At 48.6% G+C, this 17,172-nt stretch carries 18 protein-coding genes; 10 read left to right on the top strand and 8 right to left on the bottom strand.

Going from position 1 to position 17,172, the window contains the following annotated elements:
• Positions 1 to 71 precede the first annotated feature (71 nt).
• The 10 genes from EPD59_RS19460 (at position 72) to EPD59_RS19415 (ending at position 10,950) form a co-directional block, all read left to right on the top strand.
• Entirely contained in the window at positions 72 to 749 is a 678-nt protein-coding gene (locus EPD59_RS19460; protein ID WP_133274231.1) for a CBS domain-containing protein, read from the top strand.
• Between the two features lie 140 nt (positions 750 to 889).
• Positions 890 to 2,329, top strand: coding sequence for a BamA/TamA family outer membrane protein (locus tag EPD59_RS19455; protein WP_133274230.1), 1,440 nt, complete (start codon positions 890 to 892; stop codon positions 2,327 to 2,329).
• A 39-nt stretch (positions 2,330 to 2,368) separates the two neighbouring features.
• Positions 2,369 to 3,262 (top strand): NAD kinase, encoded by an 894-nt coding sequence (locus tag EPD59_RS19450; protein WP_133274229.1) that lies wholly within the window; start codon positions 2,369 to 2,371, stop codon positions 3,260 to 3,262.
• Between the two features lie 70 nt (positions 3,263 to 3,332).
• Positions 3,333 to 4,289: a DUF6089 family protein gene (locus EPD59_RS19445; RefSeq protein WP_133274228.1), complete on the top strand. Its 957-nt coding sequence runs from the start codon at positions 3,333 to 3,335 to the stop codon at positions 4,287 to 4,289.
• A 42-nt stretch (positions 4,290 to 4,331) separates the two neighbouring features.
• Positions 4,332 to 5,054, top strand: a complete 723-nt coding sequence (gene porG, locus EPD59_RS19440; RefSeq protein ID WP_133274227.1) for a type IX secretion system protein PorG — start codon at positions 4,332 to 4,334, stop codon at positions 5,052 to 5,054.
• An 85-nt stretch (positions 5,055 to 5,139) separates the two neighbouring features.
• The gene (locus tag EPD59_RS19435; RefSeq protein ID WP_133274226.1) at positions 5,140 to 5,886 is read left to right on the top strand and encodes an isoprenyl transferase; all 747 of its coding nucleotides are present in this window, start codon (positions 5,140 to 5,142) and stop codon (positions 5,884 to 5,886) included.
• A 9-nt stretch (positions 5,887 to 5,895) separates the two neighbouring features.
• Positions 5,896 to 8,406 (top strand): outer membrane protein assembly factor BamA, encoded by a 2,511-nt coding sequence (gene bamA, locus EPD59_RS19430; protein ID WP_133274225.1) that lies wholly within the window; start codon positions 5,896 to 5,898, stop codon positions 8,404 to 8,406.
• Positions 8,407 to 8,444: 38 nt separating this feature from the next.
• Positions 8,445 to 9,128 (top strand): OmpH family outer membrane protein, encoded by a 684-nt coding sequence (locus EPD59_RS19425; RefSeq protein ID WP_133274224.1) that lies wholly within the window; start codon positions 8,445 to 8,447, stop codon positions 9,126 to 9,128.
• A gap of 41 nt (positions 9,129 to 9,169) precedes the next feature.
• On the top strand, positions 9,170 to 9,796 hold the full coding sequence (locus tag EPD59_RS19420) for an OmpH family outer membrane protein (protein ID WP_240731511.1): 627 nt from the start codon (positions 9,170 to 9,172) through the stop codon (positions 9,794 to 9,796).
• 92 nt (positions 9,797 to 9,888) lie between these two features.
• On the top strand, positions 9,889 to 10,950 hold the full coding sequence (locus EPD59_RS19415) for an RluA family pseudouridine synthase (protein WP_133274222.1): 1,062 nt from the start codon (positions 9,889 to 9,891) through the stop codon (positions 10,948 to 10,950).
• Positions 10,951 to 11,036: 86 nt separating this feature from the next.
• On the opposite strand, the gene EPD59_RS19410 is transcribed toward EPD59_RS19415, so the two are convergent.
• The 8 genes from EPD59_RS19410 to EPD59_RS19375 form a co-directional block, all read right to left on the bottom strand.
• A complete protein-coding gene (locus EPD59_RS19410) occupies positions 11,037 to 11,612 on the bottom strand; it encodes a tetratricopeptide repeat protein (protein WP_133274221.1) in 576 nt (191 codons plus the stop codon).
• Positions 11,606 to 12,634 (bottom strand): tetratricopeptide repeat protein, encoded by a 1,029-nt coding sequence (locus tag EPD59_RS19405; RefSeq protein ID WP_133274220.1) that lies wholly within the window; start codon positions 12,632 to 12,634, stop codon positions 11,606 to 11,608. The genes EPD59_RS19410 and EPD59_RS19405 overlap by 7 nt, the downstream gene beginning before the upstream one ends.
• Positions 12,635 to 12,679: 45 nt before the next feature.
• On the bottom strand, positions 12,680 to 13,639 hold the full coding sequence (locus EPD59_RS19400; protein ID WP_133274219.1) for a PstS family phosphate ABC transporter substrate-binding protein: 960 nt from the start codon (positions 13,637 to 13,639) through the stop codon (positions 12,680 to 12,682).
• On the bottom strand, positions 13,620 to 13,877 hold the full coding sequence (locus tag EPD59_RS19395) for a hypothetical protein (protein ID WP_133274218.1): 258 nt from the start codon (positions 13,875 to 13,877) through the stop codon (positions 13,620 to 13,622). Before EPD59_RS19395 ends, EPD59_RS19400 begins: the two co-directional genes overlap by 20 nt.
• Before the next feature lie 198 nt (positions 13,878 to 14,075).
• Entirely contained in the window at positions 14,076 to 14,909 is an 834-nt protein-coding gene (locus tag EPD59_RS19390) for an energy transducer TonB (protein ID WP_133274217.1), read from the bottom strand.
• Positions 14,910 to 15,122: 213 nt separating this feature from the next.
• Positions 15,123 to 15,950 carry an energy transducer TonB gene (locus tag EPD59_RS19385; RefSeq protein ID WP_240731510.1) on the bottom strand — a complete coding sequence of 276 codons (828 nt, stop codon included), beginning with the start codon at positions 15,948 to 15,950 and terminating at the stop codon, positions 15,123 to 15,125.
• Positions 15,947 to 16,471 carry an ExbD/TolR family protein gene (locus EPD59_RS19380; RefSeq protein WP_133274216.1) on the bottom strand — a complete coding sequence of 175 codons (525 nt, stop codon included), beginning with the start codon at positions 16,469 to 16,471 and terminating at the stop codon, positions 15,947 to 15,949. Before EPD59_RS19380 ends, EPD59_RS19385 begins: the two co-directional genes overlap by 4 nt.
• 14 nt (positions 16,472 to 16,485) lie before the next feature.
• Positions 16,486 to 17,070, bottom strand: coding sequence for an ExbD/TolR family protein (locus EPD59_RS19375; RefSeq protein ID WP_133274215.1), 585 nt, complete (start codon positions 17,068 to 17,070; stop codon positions 16,486 to 16,488).
• Between the last annotated feature and the right edge of the window lie 102 nt (positions 17,071 to 17,172).

The raw sequence follows: 17,172 nt of genomic DNA, 5'->3' as shown, positions 1-17,172 counted from the left end.
TTGCTCCTTGGCGCTTGTTTGCCTTTTGGTTTGTAGCTTATCCACGTTTACTTCCGTTTCTCAGCCTACACATGCATTCTATGCTTGCCGAAGAATTGCTCAACCATATGATTCCGGCACTACAAGTGACGGACTCGACCGGGAAGGCTGCCAAATGGCTGGAGGAGTTTCACGTGGGGCAACTGCCCGTCGTCGATAACCGCCAGTACCGCGGTCTTATTACCGAATCTGATCTGCTGGACTATGACCAGACGGAGGAGTTGCTCAGCCACCTGACGCTGGGCTACGCTGATGTGCATGTGCAGCACGATCAACATTTCTATAGCATCATGGAAATAGCTATCCAGAATAAAATTCAGTTGGTACCCGTCCTCGACGAGCAGCGCGAATACATGGGTGTAGTGACGGTAGGTGATACGCTGGCCGCGCTCGGCCAAATGCCCATCGCCGTAGGGCAGGGGGGCATTTTGGTGCTCTCCATGGATGAGCGCGATTATTCTCTTACCCAAATAAGCCGGTACGTAGAAGAGAATAACGCTAAAATTTTAAGCGCCCACGTTGCGCAGGATGAAAGCGACCCATATAAAATCCGGCTGACGCTGAAGCTCAACACGCCTTCGCTTACTCGCATCGTAGCTACGCTAGAACGGTTTGGCTACGTTATCACCGCTCAGTTTAGTGGTGCTACTGATGTAGGCGAAGACGAGCAGGACCGCTTTGATGCCCTCCTGAAGTATTTGAGCCTTTAAGAGTAATTCTTTGAGGAAAGAGAAGTGGAAGTGCATAGAAAGATAGGCCAGCAGATATCTATTGCAGGATCAGTGATATTCTTGGCATTGCGGAATGAGAATTGCGCTCCCCCTGATTCTTCATTTCTACTGTTACCTACTTGAGTCTGCTCGCTTGTTTGCTTTCCTTACTGCTGGGTAGCAGTATTTTGCCCCCCGGCCCGTTTCCTGACTCTGTAAAACGCGCTCCAGCTGATAGCTTGCTGCAGGCGCAATGCCCGCAGTATGCTGTTGTGCGTGTAGGCACCATTTTATTTGCAGGTAATGAAGTAACCAAGGAAGTAGTGCTACGCGCTGAGTTGGATTTCCAAGAAGGTGACACACTGACCGCTGCTACGTTGGCTGCTCGTTTGGAAAGTAACCGCCTGCGGCTATTCAACCTGCGGCTGTTTCATAGCGTCATTCAGCAGACGGTTTGCCGAAATGGCGAAATCACAGTACTGTTTGCAGTGCAGGAGCGGTGGTACACCTTTCCTATTCCCACACTTTCGTTTGCTGAGCGCAATTTCAACGCCTGGCTGGACCGCCCCGATCGATGGCGTCGGGTTAATTATGGGCTATACATTGTGCGCAAGAACTTTCGGGGCCGCAATGAGGAAGTACGCGCTAATGTGCAGTTGGGCTTCAACCGCCGTTATGAGTTGTTTTATGAAGCACCTGGCTATGGTCCGCGCCGACGTATTGGTTTTGGGGCAGGCATTTCCTACGCCCGCAGCCGTGCCCTCGACTATGCCACTCTTCGCGACCGGCTCGTGACATTTCGCCCCGAAGATGGGTTTCCGCTTATGCGCCAGTACGGTTCACTAGGGCTGCGCTGGCGCCAATCAGTTCAGCGCTTCTCTGCCTTCGATGTAGCATATTATAAAGAGCAGGTTTCTGATTCTGTCATTGAGCTGAATCCTGTCTATTTTCTCAGCGGTTCTCAGCGTGAGTATTTAGAGTTTAAGCTCACCAGTACCCTAAATCAGCGCAACACCTTCGCCTACCCGCTTACTGGCCGATTTGCTCAGGTGTCATTATCGCATCGCATTTTTCTGACATCAAATAATCCTGATATTACTACCCTCATAGGCCGTTATGCTCAATATTTCGCTCTGGGGGGCAATTTTTACTATAACTTCAGTTTGCAGGGCCAGCTACGACTTGCTCAACGGCTAGGCTATGCCGACAACCGAGCGCTTGGCTACGACGCTCATGTGCGTGGGTATGATGCTTATGTTGTAGACGGCCGCCATTACGGATTAGCGCGACAAAGTGTGTCTTACCGACTTTTCGATGCTGGTAAAATCAAGTTGCAGGGTATATCTAATTCCAAGATAAACACCTTACCCTTGGTTATTTATTTGAATACCTTTACCGATGCTGGGTACGTGCTAGCTCGTACAACCATTCCTGAAAACAGGTTGCCTAACCAATTATTAGGGGCTGCTGGGGTAGGTTTGCATTTTGTCACCTACTACGATCGGGTACTAACGGTAGAATACACCCGTAATGGCCGAGGCGAAGGCGGGTTCTTCTTTCGTACCGATTTTCCTATCTAAATTCTACCCCGACGGTTTACCGCAGGTTACTCTTTTGTTATGAAAATCGCCATAATTGGTAAGCCCCTCGACGACTCTACCTTGCCTTTCGTTCAGGCTTTGCTAGATGATCTGGTATCTCGTCAGACTGATATTCTTATTGCTGAGTCGTTTCACTCTTCTCTCTCATCTCGGCTTCGCTTGCCCGAAAAAATTACGGTTTTTCAGCGTGGTGATTCTCTGCGAGGCGTACAATTTATCCTCAGTATCGGTGGCGACGGTACTCTATTGGATACAGTAACCTATGTTGGAAGCCTGCAGATTCCGATTTTAGGTATTAATACTGGTCGGCTCGGTTTCTTAGCTACCATCACCCCAGAGCGCATCGCGCAGGCAATTGACGCCTTATATAAGGGGCATTTCGTAATTGAGGAACGAAGTTTGATTCGCGTAGAAACGGATCCGGAGGTTTTCGGGAAGATTAATTTTGGTCTTAACGAATTCTCCATTCTCAAGCGTGATACATCGTCTATGATTGTGGTGCATACCTACATAGATGGTGAGTATTTGAATTCCTATTGGGCAGATGGCCTGATTGTAGCTACTCCAACGGGCTCTACCGGATATTCTTTGAGCTGTGGAGGGCCCGTAATGTTGCCGCAAACCAACAATTTCATTATTGCACCCGTATGTCCGCACAATCTTAATGTGCGTCCTCTTATCGTGTCAGATCGTAGCGTGATTTCCTTTGAAATAGAAGGTAGAAGCAATAATTTCCTGCTGTCGCTTGATTCCCGTTCGGTTCCCGTGGAGGCTAATGTGCAGATTGCTGTACGCCGTGAAAACTTTGGGGCACGACTCGTAAAATTGAATCACGTTAATTTTCTGACCACCTTGCGCAGTAAGCTGAATTGGGGTCTGGATCGGCGAAACCCTGCTGGAACACCTGTATAAGTGAAAGGCTATTTGTAATATTTGTTTTTAAAGTTCTTTACAACCCCTACTTTTGTCGCCGACTGCTACTATGCCTATTGGCTACCCTGCTCTCTCAAAATCTGATATTACTAACCCTGGTTTGATTATGAAGCATTTCTTTACCCACACCTTAGCTGTGTTGCTCGTGCTTGCACTAGTAGCCAACGAGGCAAGCGCTCAGCAGTTTAACAGACGGAAGCAGTACAATTCCGTAGGGGTAAGCCTGAACGCTATGAACTATTTCGGTGATATTGTACCGAAGGCTAGCGTTCCCAGCTTCCGTTTTGCTGCTACACGGCCTAACATAGGTTTGACTTTCACACGCCGTTTTGCCCCCCGGATATCTGGTCGTGCTGGTCTATCTTATGGCCGTATCACTGGCGACGACACGAAAGCTGCAAACCAGAACGATTCGGATGCTAAGTATCGCTACAACCGTAACTTCGCCTTCCGCAACGACATAGTTGAATTATCAGCAATTGGTGTTTTCGACTTGATCGAGAACCGCAATACGTACGTAAAGCGTCCTGATTTTGTGCCCTATGTATTTGCAGGTGTTGCTGCCTTCTACCATAACCCCAAAGGTTTAGTGAAGGATAACGCAACGACTTTGAATCCTGGTGATTATGTAGAGCTTCAGCCCCTGAATACTGAAGGCCAGACAGAAGGATACAGCAAAACTCAGATATCTATTCCATTTGGTGGCGGCGTTCGCTACAAAATCAATAAGGACTTTGACATCGGCTTGGAAATAGGCTGGCGCAAGACATTCACTGACTACATTGATGATGTAAGCGGTAACTTTGCTCAGGATGCTGATCTTCGTAGCGCTGCTGCTCAGTATTTCGGTCGCGACATTACACTTAGCCGTACTGGCGAGTTTGCTGGCTTTGATGATCCAGGAAATATGCGTGGTAAAAGCAATGAAGATGACTGGTACATCGTTACTGGTATCACGCTTAACTATATTCTTCAGCCACGCGTGAAGAGCCCTAAATTCCGATAGCCACTAGTATCTGGCTGTCTATTTCACTCAAGAGTCAGTCTGATGCTGCAATCGTTTCTCCGCATAACACTCCTTACTTGCCTTGTGCTAGTAGGGAGTGTTTTTTTTATTGCTTCTGCTAACGCCCAAAATACCAGTGAGTTGGGTATTGGCATTGGGGGGCTAAATTATAAAGGTGAACTCTCACCGAATTATCAGTTCGAGAATAACAGACCAGTTCTGACTATTTTCTATCGAAAGGATATTTCAGTACCAATTACGCTTCGGGGGGCTTTTACGGGCGGAATGCTACAGGCCAATGACGAAAATGTTAAAGGTGTAAATGATGCGACGGCACCCTTAAATAGCTATCGGCAAGCTACTATGAAGGGTGGCTTGGCTGAAGTGTCGTGCGTAGTGGAATACAACTTCTTTAATTACCATAATCGCAAGGACAAAATTCACTTCACGCCTTATGTATTTATTGGAGTTGCTGGATTTTACGCCAACACCAAAACGACATTTGAGGGCCAGGGATTTAATATTCCTAGCACTAGCGGAGGTATGCTCGGTGTTGCGATTCCGGTTGGTGCAGGTATAAAATATGCTTTATCTCCTCGGTGGAATCTCGGACTAGAGGCCGGCGCTCGCAAGACATTTTCGGATAAATTAGATCACTTAGGCGACCAAAACGAGTTTATCGCGAATCCTCATACCAAAGACTGGTATTTCTACAACGGGGTAAGCATATCCTATACATTCTATAAAATCTATTGCCCCGAATAAAGCGCAGAAGACCTATAGCGCTCATATACGGAAGGCAAATGCAACCATTTGCGTAACTTGCAGCCTCTTTACGCAAAAAATAGCAATGGCCTCTCGGTCCGAAATTGACTCTCAGAATTTACCTGCCCACGTAGCCGTTATTATGGATGGCAATGGGCGTTGGGCTAAGCAAAAAGGTGGCCTTCGGATTTTTGGCCACCAAAGCGCTATTACCGCTGTGCGGGACACCGTAGAAGCGGCTGCCGAGCTAGGCATTTCGTATCTAACGCTCTACGCCTTTTCGACCGAAAATTGGGCCAGGCCAGCTTATGAGGTGACCGCCTTGATGCAGCTTTTGGTGCATACTATTCGCCAGGAAACTCCCACCCTACTCAAAAACGGTATTCGGTTGGAGTCTATTGGGCAGATCGATAGTTTGCCAGCATCCTGTCAGCGTGAACTAGCCGAAGCTAAAGAGTTGACCCGAGCTGGTACTCGCATGACGCTGGTACTAGCGTTAAGTTATAGTGGCCGTTGGGATCTGACTCAGGCCATGCGACGCATTAGCGAGGAAGTAGACGCTGGCCGACTAGCGCCCGCGGCCGTGAATGAGGCAACTGTAGCCCAATACCTTGCTACGGGGGGCATTCCTGACCCCGAGTTGCTCATTCGGACAAGTGGTGAGCAGCGTATCAGTAATTTTTTGCTTTGGCAACTAGCTTATACTGAACTTTATATCACTGATTTGTTGTGGCCTGACTTTCGGCGTGAGCACTTCTACGATGCCATTCAGTCCTATCAGCGCCGTGAGCGCCGGTTTGGCAAAACCAGTGAGCAACTAACCGTTTCGTAAGTTTTTAGAATGATTGCTTCTCTTAATAAATTTATCACGCGACTAGCCCTCGTAGTGTCGCTTGGCATAGTTGGCATCGGACAGTTGCAGGCCCAAACTCCTGCAGCGCCTGCCGAGCCTCAGCGCTACGAGCTAGGGGGTATTACCATTAGTGGGGCGCGGTATCTGGATGCAAATACGCTTATCGGCATCACAGGTCTGCGAGTTGGCGACCCAGTAACTATCCCGGGAGAGGAGATTGGCAAAGCTATTCGCCGCTTGTGGGAACAGGGTATTCTCGGTGATGTGAGTGTATCCGTTACTCGCATAGATGGGCAACGCGTTTTCCTCGATTTCTTCCTTAGTGAGCGTCCTCGCCTATCTAAATTCGACTTTGTAGGCATTAGTAAAGGACAAGGTGATGAACTGCGCGATAAGATCAAGCTTATCCGGGGTAAAGTGGTTACGGATGCTTTATTAAATAACACCCGCACTCAGGTACGCAAATTCTATACAAACAAAGGATTCCTTGATGCTAAGGTTAGCATTACGCAAGTACCTGACTCAAGTCTTTCTAATAGTGTCGTACTCAAAATCAAAGTAGATAAAGGGGATAAAATTCGTATTCGTGATATTGCTTTTGAAGGTAACGAAGCATTCACTGATGGGAAGCTGCAGAAGAAGCTTAAGAAGACAAAAGCTAAAAAGTCGTATAAACTGCTGACAGCAGGTAAGTTTCAACGGGCTGAATACGAAGAGGATAAGCTAAATCTGCTGGAGTTTTATAATGCTGAAGGCTACCGAGACGCTGTTATCGTTTCTGATACGTTGATTCGTCAGGAGGACGGGCTGGCCTTACGAATTACAGTAGATGAAGGCCCCAAGTATTACTTCCGCAACATTACTTGGAACGGCAACTATCTATACGATGATAAGACACTGGCGTCGGTTCTAGGCATCAAGAAGGGAAGCGTTTACAACAAAGAAGAGCTCGAGAAGCGTATTAGCTACAACCCTACGGGGCAGGACGTGCAGTCGCTCTACATGAATGATGGCTACCTGTTCTTCAATATTGATGCGGTAGAAACCAAGATTGAGGGTGACTCTATTGACCTAGAGATGCGGATTAGCGAAGGTGTTCAGGCCCGTATCAAGGAGGTGAACATAGCAGGTAATACCAAAACGAGCGACCATGTGCTACGCCGTGAGCTACGGACGCTACCGGGGGACAAATTTAACCGGGAACTGTTAATTCGCTCGCAGCGGGAGATATCGACGCTTGGTTACTTTGACCCAGAGAAAGTTGGTATTAATCCCGTACCTAACCCAGCAGAGGGCACAGTAGACATTAACTACACAGTAGTTGAGAAACCTTCTGACCAGATCACGCTTTCAGGCGGCTGGGGTGGTTATGCAGGTTTTATTGGTACAGTAGGTCTGGTTTTTAACAACTTCTCACTGCGTAAGGCTGGTGACTTCCGCAACTGGAAGCCAGTGCCTGCTGGTGACGGGCAACGGTTAGCTTTGAACGTGCAGGCCAATGGTTTACAATATCAAGCCTATTCCTTCTCTTTCACTGAACCTTGGCTAGGGGGTCGTAAGCGTAATTCGCTCACCTTTAGCCTGAATAAAAGCATTCAGCGTTTAGGGCAAGCGCTAGATGCCAGCACTGACCGATTCATCAAGGTAAACAGCGCTTCTATTGGCTTAGGTCGGCAATTGCGCTTCCCTGACGACTACTTTACTCTTAGCAATTCGCTTTCCATTAGCCAGTATAAGTTGAATCAGTATCCGGCTTTCGGTACGGAGTTCTTCCGGAACGGTACTGGTAATGCGAATAATATCACACTAAATACGACCCTATCACGCAATAGCATTGATAATCCAACATATACGCGTCGTGGTTCGTCGCTGTCACTAAGCTTGAACCTGACGCCTCCTTATTCAGTATTCAATGGCGCTCATCCTTCCGTTAATGAATGGGTTGAGTTTCACAAGTGGATGTTCGACGCTTCGTGGTTTACCCCAATCGTTGGAAAGCTGGTACTTAATTCACGGGCTCACTTTGGCTACATCGGCTCGTATGGCTCTGATCGGCAGATTGGACCTTTCGAGCGCTTCAAATTGGGTGGCTCAGGCTTAGGTTACGGTGGCTCCTCTAACTTCCTCATCGGTACAGAATATATCGGTCTGCGTGGGTATGGTGACCCAGGAGATGCCAACTCCATTCCAACGGCTCGACAAGCTTCGAGTGGAGGTGTAGCCTACAATAAATACGTAATGGAGCTACGTTATCCAGTGTCGCTTAATCCGGCAGCAACGGTGTATGTGTTGAGCTTTGCAGAAGCCGGTAATGCTTTTGATCAGTATACCGATTACAATCCTTATAAGCTGTACCGTTCGGTAGGGGTGGGTGCCCGCATATTTATGTCGGCATTCGGTTTGCTCGGGTTCGACTATGGCTTACCACTTGACACAGTGCCTGGCCAGACTAAAAAGGAGGGTATTTTCCACTTTATTATTGGCCAGCAGATTCGCTAATTCATTAGCCAGTTAGCTAGATTCTTAAAATCTCCGCCATGAAAAAGCTACTTTCTTCTCTTTTCATTGTACTAGCAGGATTACTAACGGTTTCTGCAGCTCAAGCGCAAAAGTTTGGGTATGTGGATTCCGAGTTTGTAATGGGTAAACTGCCGGCCTACGCTGCTGCCCAGCAGGAGTTGAATACGCTGTCTGGGAATTGGCAAAAAGATATCGAGAACCAAAAGAAGGATCTTGATAAGCTATATCGCACTTATCAGGCAGAAGAAGTGTTATTGACGGAAGCTGCAAAAAAGAAGCGGCAGGATGAGATATTAAAGAAAGAGCAGGAAATAAAAGCGTATCAGAATAAGATCTTCGGTTTCGAAGGGCAATTATTCAAAAAGCGCCAAGAATTAACTAAACCTGTTCAGGATCAAGTGTTTGAGGCTATCGAACGGGTGGCCAAGAAGAAACAGTTGGCGATTGTATTTGATAAGGCTGGCGACCTAACCATGCTCTATACGAATCCAGTCCATGACTACACTGAATTTGTGCTGGAGGAACTGGGTTTAGCTTCTGAAGAAAAGAACCAACCTGGTACAAAGGGCGCAGTACAGACGGTAGAAACGCCAACTACGCCCACCGATGGTGTAGAGGCTGAGGCGACTGATGCCCCTGCTGCTACCCGTCCGGCCCCTCGCACCCGGCAGCCGGCTCAGCCGGTAAAACGAAAAAATTAACTTTGACTTTCTAACTTGCAACTTCCCTTTTAATGACCACCATGAACAAAATCCGCTTTGCTTTGGCCGCGGCCGCCCTTACTTTCACAACCGCTACGACTACCCTAGCCCAGGCTCCGCTAAAGATCGGATACACTAGCGTGGACTATGTGCTCAGCCAGATGCCTGAAAGCAAGCAGATCGAGTCAGATCTGAAAGCGTATAGCTCGCAGCTGGAAGCTCAGCTAAAGAGCAAAATTGCTGATTATCAGACCAAGGCTGAGGCTTATCAGAAGGGTGCCAGTGCCATGACGGAAGTAGTACGCGCCGACAAAGAGAAAGAATTGACGGGCCTGCAGGGCTCTATTCAGGAGTTTCAGCGCAGCGCCGACAACTCACTCCAGCAGAAGCAGCAAACGCTGCTGAAGCCCGCTTTGGATAAGCTACAAAAGACAATTGATGCAGTAGCCACTGAAAACGGTTACACCTATGTATTGAACTCGGATGGTGCTAGCCCAGTGCTCTTACACGGCCCTAAAGAAGGCGATATCTCCGATATGATCCTCAAGAAAATGGGTGTAACACCTGGTGCCAATCAAGCTGCTGCTGCAGCACCGGCTAAGACTACACCAGCCGCACCGGCTGCTACGCCAGCAGCAAACACTGCTAAGAAGGGCAAAAAGAAGTAATCTTTCTTTATCCTATTGCCTTAGAAAGCCGGGACTTAATGTTCCGGCTTTCTTGTTTTGAGACCTGATTAACAAAAGCGCACCAGCTACTTATGCTTACTGAAAATTTGCCCCCCGATGATCTGGCTGACGAAGAAATGGGCGAGGGCGGCGACGAACTCTATGAGCACCACCGTATTCAGGTAGATCGGGGGCAGGAGATGCTGCGCTTAGACAAGTTTCTGCTAAATCGGCTTTCGCACACCTCGCGCACCAAGATTCAGAATGCTATTCTGGCTGAAGCAGTGCAGGTGAACGAAAAAGTGGTTAAGGCCAGCTACCGAATTAAGCCGTATGACATTATCACCATCACGCTGCCGGAGCCGCCCCGGGAGTTTAAGGTGGTACCTGAACCGATGGAGCTGGATATTCCCTACGAGGATTCGGCCTTGCTACTTGTAAACAAGCCTGCCGGACTGGTTGTGCATCCGGCTTTCGGAAACTGGCAGGGCACGTTGGTCAACGGATTGGCCCACCACCTAAAGAATCTTCCTACGGGCCGCAACGGCGAAATACGTCCTGGACTAGTACATCGCATTGATAAGGATACTTCGGGCCTGCTGGTAATAGGCAAATCGGAGTGGGCTATGACACACCTCTCGCAGCAGTTCTTCCATCATACTATCGAGCGCACGTACCTGGCACTGGTCTGGGGGATTCCGAAGGAGATGGAAGGCACTATAAGAGGCCATGTAGGCCGTAGCGCGAAAGATCGTAAGGTACAAGCCGTATTTCCTGATGGTGAGCAGGGAAAGCACGCTGTTACGCATTACAAGGTGCTCAAAACATTCCGACATGTAGCGCTACTGCAATGCAACCTCGAAACCGGACGTACGCATCAGATCCGGGTGCACATGAAACATATTGGCCACCCACTGTTCTCCGACGCGACCTATGGGGGCGACAAAATCGTGTACGGACAGCGTACGGGCTCCTACAAGGCTTTTGTTGAGAAAGCTTTTGCTATAATGCCTCGCCAAGCATTGCACGCCAAATCATTAGGATTCGAGCATCCTGATACGGGTCAGCAATTACACTTCGAGTCAGAGTTGCCAGCCGATTTTGCTACCGTGCTAGAGAAGTGGGAGAAGTTTGCCGCCAATGCCAATGAGTAGGCTTAATTATGCTGCCTACCTTCAATAAGTCATAAAAAAGCCCCCCAGCATATACTGGGGGCTTTTTTATGACTTATTGAAGTGAATTACTTCTTACGCTTTGTAATTTCAGTGATAGCGGTGCTAGCCTGCGTATCATTTGGGTCCAAAGCTATTACTTCCTTCCAATAAGGTAGTGAAGTGGCCTTCTCGCCTTTTTGATAGTAGTAGTAGCCAAGATACTTGTTAGCCTCAACCAAACCTTCCTTGTATTTAGTAGGGTCGTTTGCTTTAGCCACCTCAATGAACTTCTCATAGTGAGGCTTGGCGGTACCTTGCTTGGAATCTGGATCCAGACCAAAGTTAGCGCGAGCACGCATCAGATATACTGGCACGTAGGTAGGGCGAGCTGTTGCTACCGCACCATAGAGTTTGTCAGCTTCCGCAAACTGCTTGTTTTGCTCATAAGCACGGGCCAGATAGATCTGGTCAGCTAGCTCAGGCTTATCGCCCTGAGCAGCAATTTTAGCCTGGTACGTGGCAATAGCCTTCGCATAGTCTTTCTTAGCTAGGTAAGCCTGAGCCAAGTCATTCTGCAGATCACCAGCTTTATCCGGATTGGCTTGAATAGCCTTCTCGATGATAGCAACGCCTTCATCCGTACGACCAGCACCCATTAGCATTTTGCCATAATAGACATTATCCTCGGGATAATCTTGTTGGCGGGGGCCATCTTCATGTACTTCTCCATTGCTGGCAATGCTAGGTCGTTCTGCTTGTTCTCATAGAGAGAGTAAGCCAGCAAACGATTCATTGTCAGGTTATTCGGATCTGTCTTCAATACGTTTTGTATCTCAGTCAGGGCCTCTGGGTATTTACCAGTTAGGTAGAGGAAAGAAGCGTACTTAGCATTCGTGCTAGGCGTCTTCTCCGCTATCGACATATACTTTTGAAAGGTGGACAGCGCTAAGTCATACTGCTTGGCGAAGTAGTACATCTCAGCCAGATCGCGATAAGCAGGGGCGAAGTTCGCGTCGAGGCTGATAGCCTTCTCAAAAGAAGTACGAGCCTCGTTGAAGTTACGCGAACGCACATACAACTGGCCTTTACGGTAGTTGGCCATCACCGAGTTTGGATCTACGATCAACGCGCGGTCGTAACTGCCCATTGACTCGCCGCCACCATTCTCAGACTTCTGGTAAATGTCGCCGCGGGCAATCATTAGACCCAAATCGTCCTTGCCTTTGTTCGCCGTTTGTGCAGCGTTCACATAGGCTATAGCCTTAGCCGTGTCTTTAACATCAGACTCAGCGTAAGCTTGGGCAATCAGCTTTAGCGTATTGAATGCCTCCTTCTTCTTGGTGGCTTTTACCGCTTTGTCAAACTGGTTTGCCGCCTCTGCCTCATTCCCTTTCGCCAGCGCAGCACGACCAGCGGCTACCAACGACATAGGCGAATCGGCATTTGGAGTGATTTTGCTGAAGTAGAATGCAGCTGAATCAGGCATTTCCCGCATTTGGTACAGGCGACCCAATTCGTACATTGCCTCAGGCGACTGACCTTGACGGAGCAGAGCACCACGGGCTTCATTGTAGCGCTCCAGTTCGAGTGACTTTTGTGCGGTCTGCGCACTCTGAGCGAAAGCGGCAGAGCCGGAAACCGACAAGGCAACGAGGAACGAAAGCTTCCAGGGCTTGAAGTTCATGAGCAAAAGGGTTAGTGAAGAAGAGTGAGTGAAAGAGTTTAAAGTTTACTTAGTTGAAGTGGTCACGATGCGTGTTTGGCCGGTGGCCGGCATCAGTCCCGACTTCAGAATAATCAGCTGGCCTTTGGTGCCAGCCACAAACGAAGCAAATCCACTGCCGAGGCCCGTCCGGGCCTCACGGTTGATAACATACAGCTCGCGGCGCAAAGGATACGTCTTGAGGGCCAAATAAGCCTGATAGGGCTGCACGTAATCGTCAGGTGTTTTTGGGTTGTCGAGGGCACTTATGCCCACTACCCGCACCTTGCGCAGAAAGCTCTGCACAGACGAGTCGTCACGGTCACTTATCCAGTTGGCTCCCACCACGCCGATTGCGTCGGGATGCGTAGCAACGTAATCAAGCAGTTCAGGGTTCGATTTTGCCGCGAACACGCGCTTTGTTAAAGGCGTTCCCTGGGTTACTGAATCCTGCACATAACGGGTGGTGCTGGAGCGGTTGGCATCAAACACGACGTTAATGTCGCCTAGCCCTTTCTTGCCGCTTACCTGCGTCCACTTCGCCGTCTGACCAGTAAAAATAGCTCGCAGTTGAGCCAGCGTGAGCAGCGAGTCAGGATTGCTCGGGTGCACGATAATTGCCAATCCATCCGTAGCAATCTTAGTTATGCGCGGCGTGATCGTCTGCTTTTTGAAATTGGCCCTTTCGGCTTCAGTCAATTGCCGCGACACAATTACAGCACGGACTTTATCCGTCATCAAGTCCTGCATAACGGCCTCTTCAGGCTTATAAGCTGCCGTAACAGTAGCCGATTGATAAAGCTTCTGAAAAGTATCGACCTGTGACCGCACGATGGGCTCAAACGTTTCATCCACACTGATGTTGAGACGACCACTGGTTGGCGTGTCTCTGTCAGCAGGATTTCCTTGATTGCAACCTGTACTGAGTAAGCCGGAGAGCAGAAGCAAAGCGCCGGCTGCTCGCCAGTTAGCGCGCAGAAGTGTCATTGGATTTCTTGAAATGTTGCTGATAGGTGCGGACAAATCTAATAATTCCGTAGAGGACAAAAATGCCCCCCAGCGTGCGTTGTACGGCCGGTGACAACGAAAAAGCCTCAGGCGAGGCAAACCAAAGGAAAATGCCCAAGCTAATATAAGCTAAGGCCATGAACAGCGAAAAGTAGCGCATTACATTATGAGCGCCGCGCTTCCCCAAGCGTTCATCCGTTGTTTGGCGATTCAACATAGGCGTGATCTAACGGGAAAAGTATGCAGTTAGTGCCTTAACGTATAAATGTAGGTAGATTGTTCGCTGCCCAGCCCAAAATATATATCATATAGCATATTTTAAGGCTAAGCGGATACAAAAAATCCAGGGCGCATGGTTTTGCGCCCTGGATTTTTTATTCAGTAAGAAGCTGCAATCCTTACTAGCAAAGTTAGTTTACTGATACTGGAAGGTAATAGGCATTGTGTAACGCACTGGAACGGCGTGGTTGTTTTGGCGACCAGGCGACCAGGGGGGCATTTTACTTATTACCCGCACCGCTTCTTCATCTGTCCCGTAGCCCAGTCCCTTAATCACCGATACATCGGATATGTTGCCATCAGGATTCACCGTAAAGGAAACGTACACCCGTCCCGATATGGCAACGCTCGCCGCTTGACTTGGGAAGCGCAAGTTGCGTTGCATGTAGCGCCGTAACGCTTCCGGACCGCCCGCAAACTCAGGCATCACTTCGGCAGTTAGGAAGGGCTTCGTAATGGCGCCTGCTGCCGTCTTGCCTGAGTCAGCACCTGTACTTGGCAGATCGGTAATCACGCCAGTATCATTGCCCGCAATAGCTACAGGGCCGACAACAGCGCCGGCAGGCGTAATATCGCTAGTTGTATTATGTGTTGACGGTGGCTCCGTGACCGCATTATCTGCCACTACTTGCGGCATCGTTTTAGGGGGATTAATCCTTGTTACTACAGCCCGCGTTGCCGGCGGAGTAGTTGGCTGAGGTTTGACAAGATCAGTGGGGGGCAAAATGATAGGCTCAAGCTTGATAATTCCAGGATCGGTTGGCAATGTCACGTCTGCAATTGCTGGAGAGAGGCGCTGCACCAGTATAGGGACGCTGAGTAGCACTAGGCAGAGTGCTAACGTAGCAGCCAGCGCCGTAGCTAGGTGCCGATTGTACAGCCGACGCAGCAGATAGGCGCCATACGCTTGGTTGCGGCCATCGAAGACGATATCGTCGAGGGTGGCGGTGAGTAGATTGAGGGTTTTCATGGGTTGTATAGGCTTAAAGGTGAAAGGAGGCCGCAACACGCTATTACCCAAGCCTTATACTATCTACTTCTCATTGCTTCCGCTCCGGCTTTCAAACTCTCAACGCTCTATATATTTCAACTAGTATGCATGCCGACAAAAATATTTATACAAATAAAAACCCCAAGCAACACAGCGGTTGCTTGGGGTTTTGAGCTTCAAAAAGTAAGTGAATTACTTGATAGCGAAGGTTACCGGAACAGTAAATGATACGCTTACTGCACGGCCATTCTGCTTACCAGGAGCAAACCTAGGAAGAGTCTTCACAGCGCGAACGGTTTCTTCGTCGCAGCCGGCCCCAATGCCTTTGGTAATTTTCACATCCGTTACCTCACCTTGTGGGTTTACAGTAAAGTTTACGAAAACTTTGCCCTCTACTTGATTGCGTAGTGCCAATGCTGGGTATTTGATGGCCTTTTGAATGGCACCAACAATAGCATCGTTACCACCAGGGAATTGCGGCATTTGCTCTACATAGGTATACACTTTCGTGTCTACTACTTCAGCTACTGCTGCGTCGCCTTCACCTTCCAAACCGCTTAGGTCCACCTCATCAGTGTTTCCTTTTACGGTTTCGGTAGCAACCACCTTATCCTTCAACTCATCCTGATCCGGAATTTCTTCCTCCTTTACTACTTCTTCGTCTTTCTTAATGACAGGAGGAGTAAACTTAATCGTGGAGAGCTTTGGTGGTGGCGGTGGTGGCGCCTCTGGTGGTGGCGGCGGTGGTGGCGGTGGCACTGCTTTATCCAGTGGTGGCGCTTCCATCAGCTCGTTCACCTTTAAGTTTTTAGCATCTTCCTCTGCTTTACTGCCCTCAAACATGCGAGCAATAATGGGGAAGCTTACTAGAACTGCGAAGATGGCGATACCAATAAGAAGAGCGCGGGTTAGGTGCTTGCTATACAAGCGGCGGAGCACAAATGCTCCGTAGGCCTTGTTGCGACCTTCAAAGACGATATCGTCGAAGGAAGCACGGGCCAATTGCGCATTATCCATCATAGCCCTGACTTGGTTATAAGTACAGTATCAGCTGGTGAAATATCCACCAGTGCGTATTTCTTCTGGTTTGTGATATTCATCTCGTCCAGAATGTCAACCATGTTCTTGTAAACCGATTTCCGCGCGGGCTTAATCAGTACTACAGTTTGAGGGTTAGCACGCATACGATCGAGCAACACCTTACGAATACCAGTAGCGCCGTAATTAGTGACCTTCAACTCAGGCTTTACATCGTCAGCCAACAGGCCTTCGTAGTAATATACTTTGTTGGTTTCACCTAAGATGACTGTCATCGCATTCGATGATTTAATCTCAGATGGCGGATCATCTTTTTTAGGTTTTACCGGCATCGTCACTTGCATTACGTTCGGCTTATTGAACGTAGTCGTGAGCATGAAGAAGGTAAGAAGAAGAAAGGCCAAGTCAACCATGGGGGTCATGTCGATTTTAGTCGACATTTTCTTGGCCCGTTTCTTCCCACCTTTTCCTCCGGAATCGGCTTGTTGTTGTATTTCTGCCATTTCGCTACGGGAGGTTAGTTACTTACCAATTTGGGTTTCATCTCCAAATCAGTAATCAGGTTGAAGCGATTGATGTCCTTATCCTGCATGTACTTGATAAGTTTACGAACCGTCGGTACATCCGCGTTATTATCGCCCTTGATGGCGATATAAACCGGCTTCTTGAAAAGCTGTTGGTTAGCAGCTCTTCCCTGTATCACCCAATCAATGATTTGATTGTTCGTAGAGTCAGTCGGGATACCTGGCTGCTTAATGGTCTTAATCTCTTCCTTGCTACGGTCGAGGAGGGAGCCAAGCTGCTGAATAGGTACACCAAAACTGGTCATTTGGCCGAAGCGCTTCTTTTGCTGGGGAGTAAAAGAGATACCATATTTGGCCCCCACTTTCTCCAGCATCAAGATTTTTGCAGGCTCACTGTCCAGTGCAAAATAGGTTTTGCCGTCTTTATCAACCGAAAGCGTGATAAGGTTGGTATCGGGCAACTTAAGGTCTGAGGTAGAGGATGGTGTGTCCACCATAACCACTTCCTCGGGGGCAAACTTGGTGGTGAGCATAAAGAATGTCACCAGCAGGAATGCCAAGTCCACCATCGGGGTCATATCCAACGAGGGGACGTTCTATGGGGCTTTACTTTAGGCATTTCTGGCTTTGTTAGTTTGAATTCAGAAACGTAGGAACCCTAGGCTTTAGTGCGTTAACCG

This window comes from Hymenobacter radiodurans, assembly GCF_004355185.1.
Taxonomy (GTDB): domain Bacteria; phylum Bacteroidota; class Bacteroidia; order Cytophagales; family Hymenobacteraceae; genus Hymenobacter; species Hymenobacter radiodurans.
Note: the sequence above shows the minus strand (reverse complement) of the source record. Positions and strands in the feature narration are given on the sequence as shown.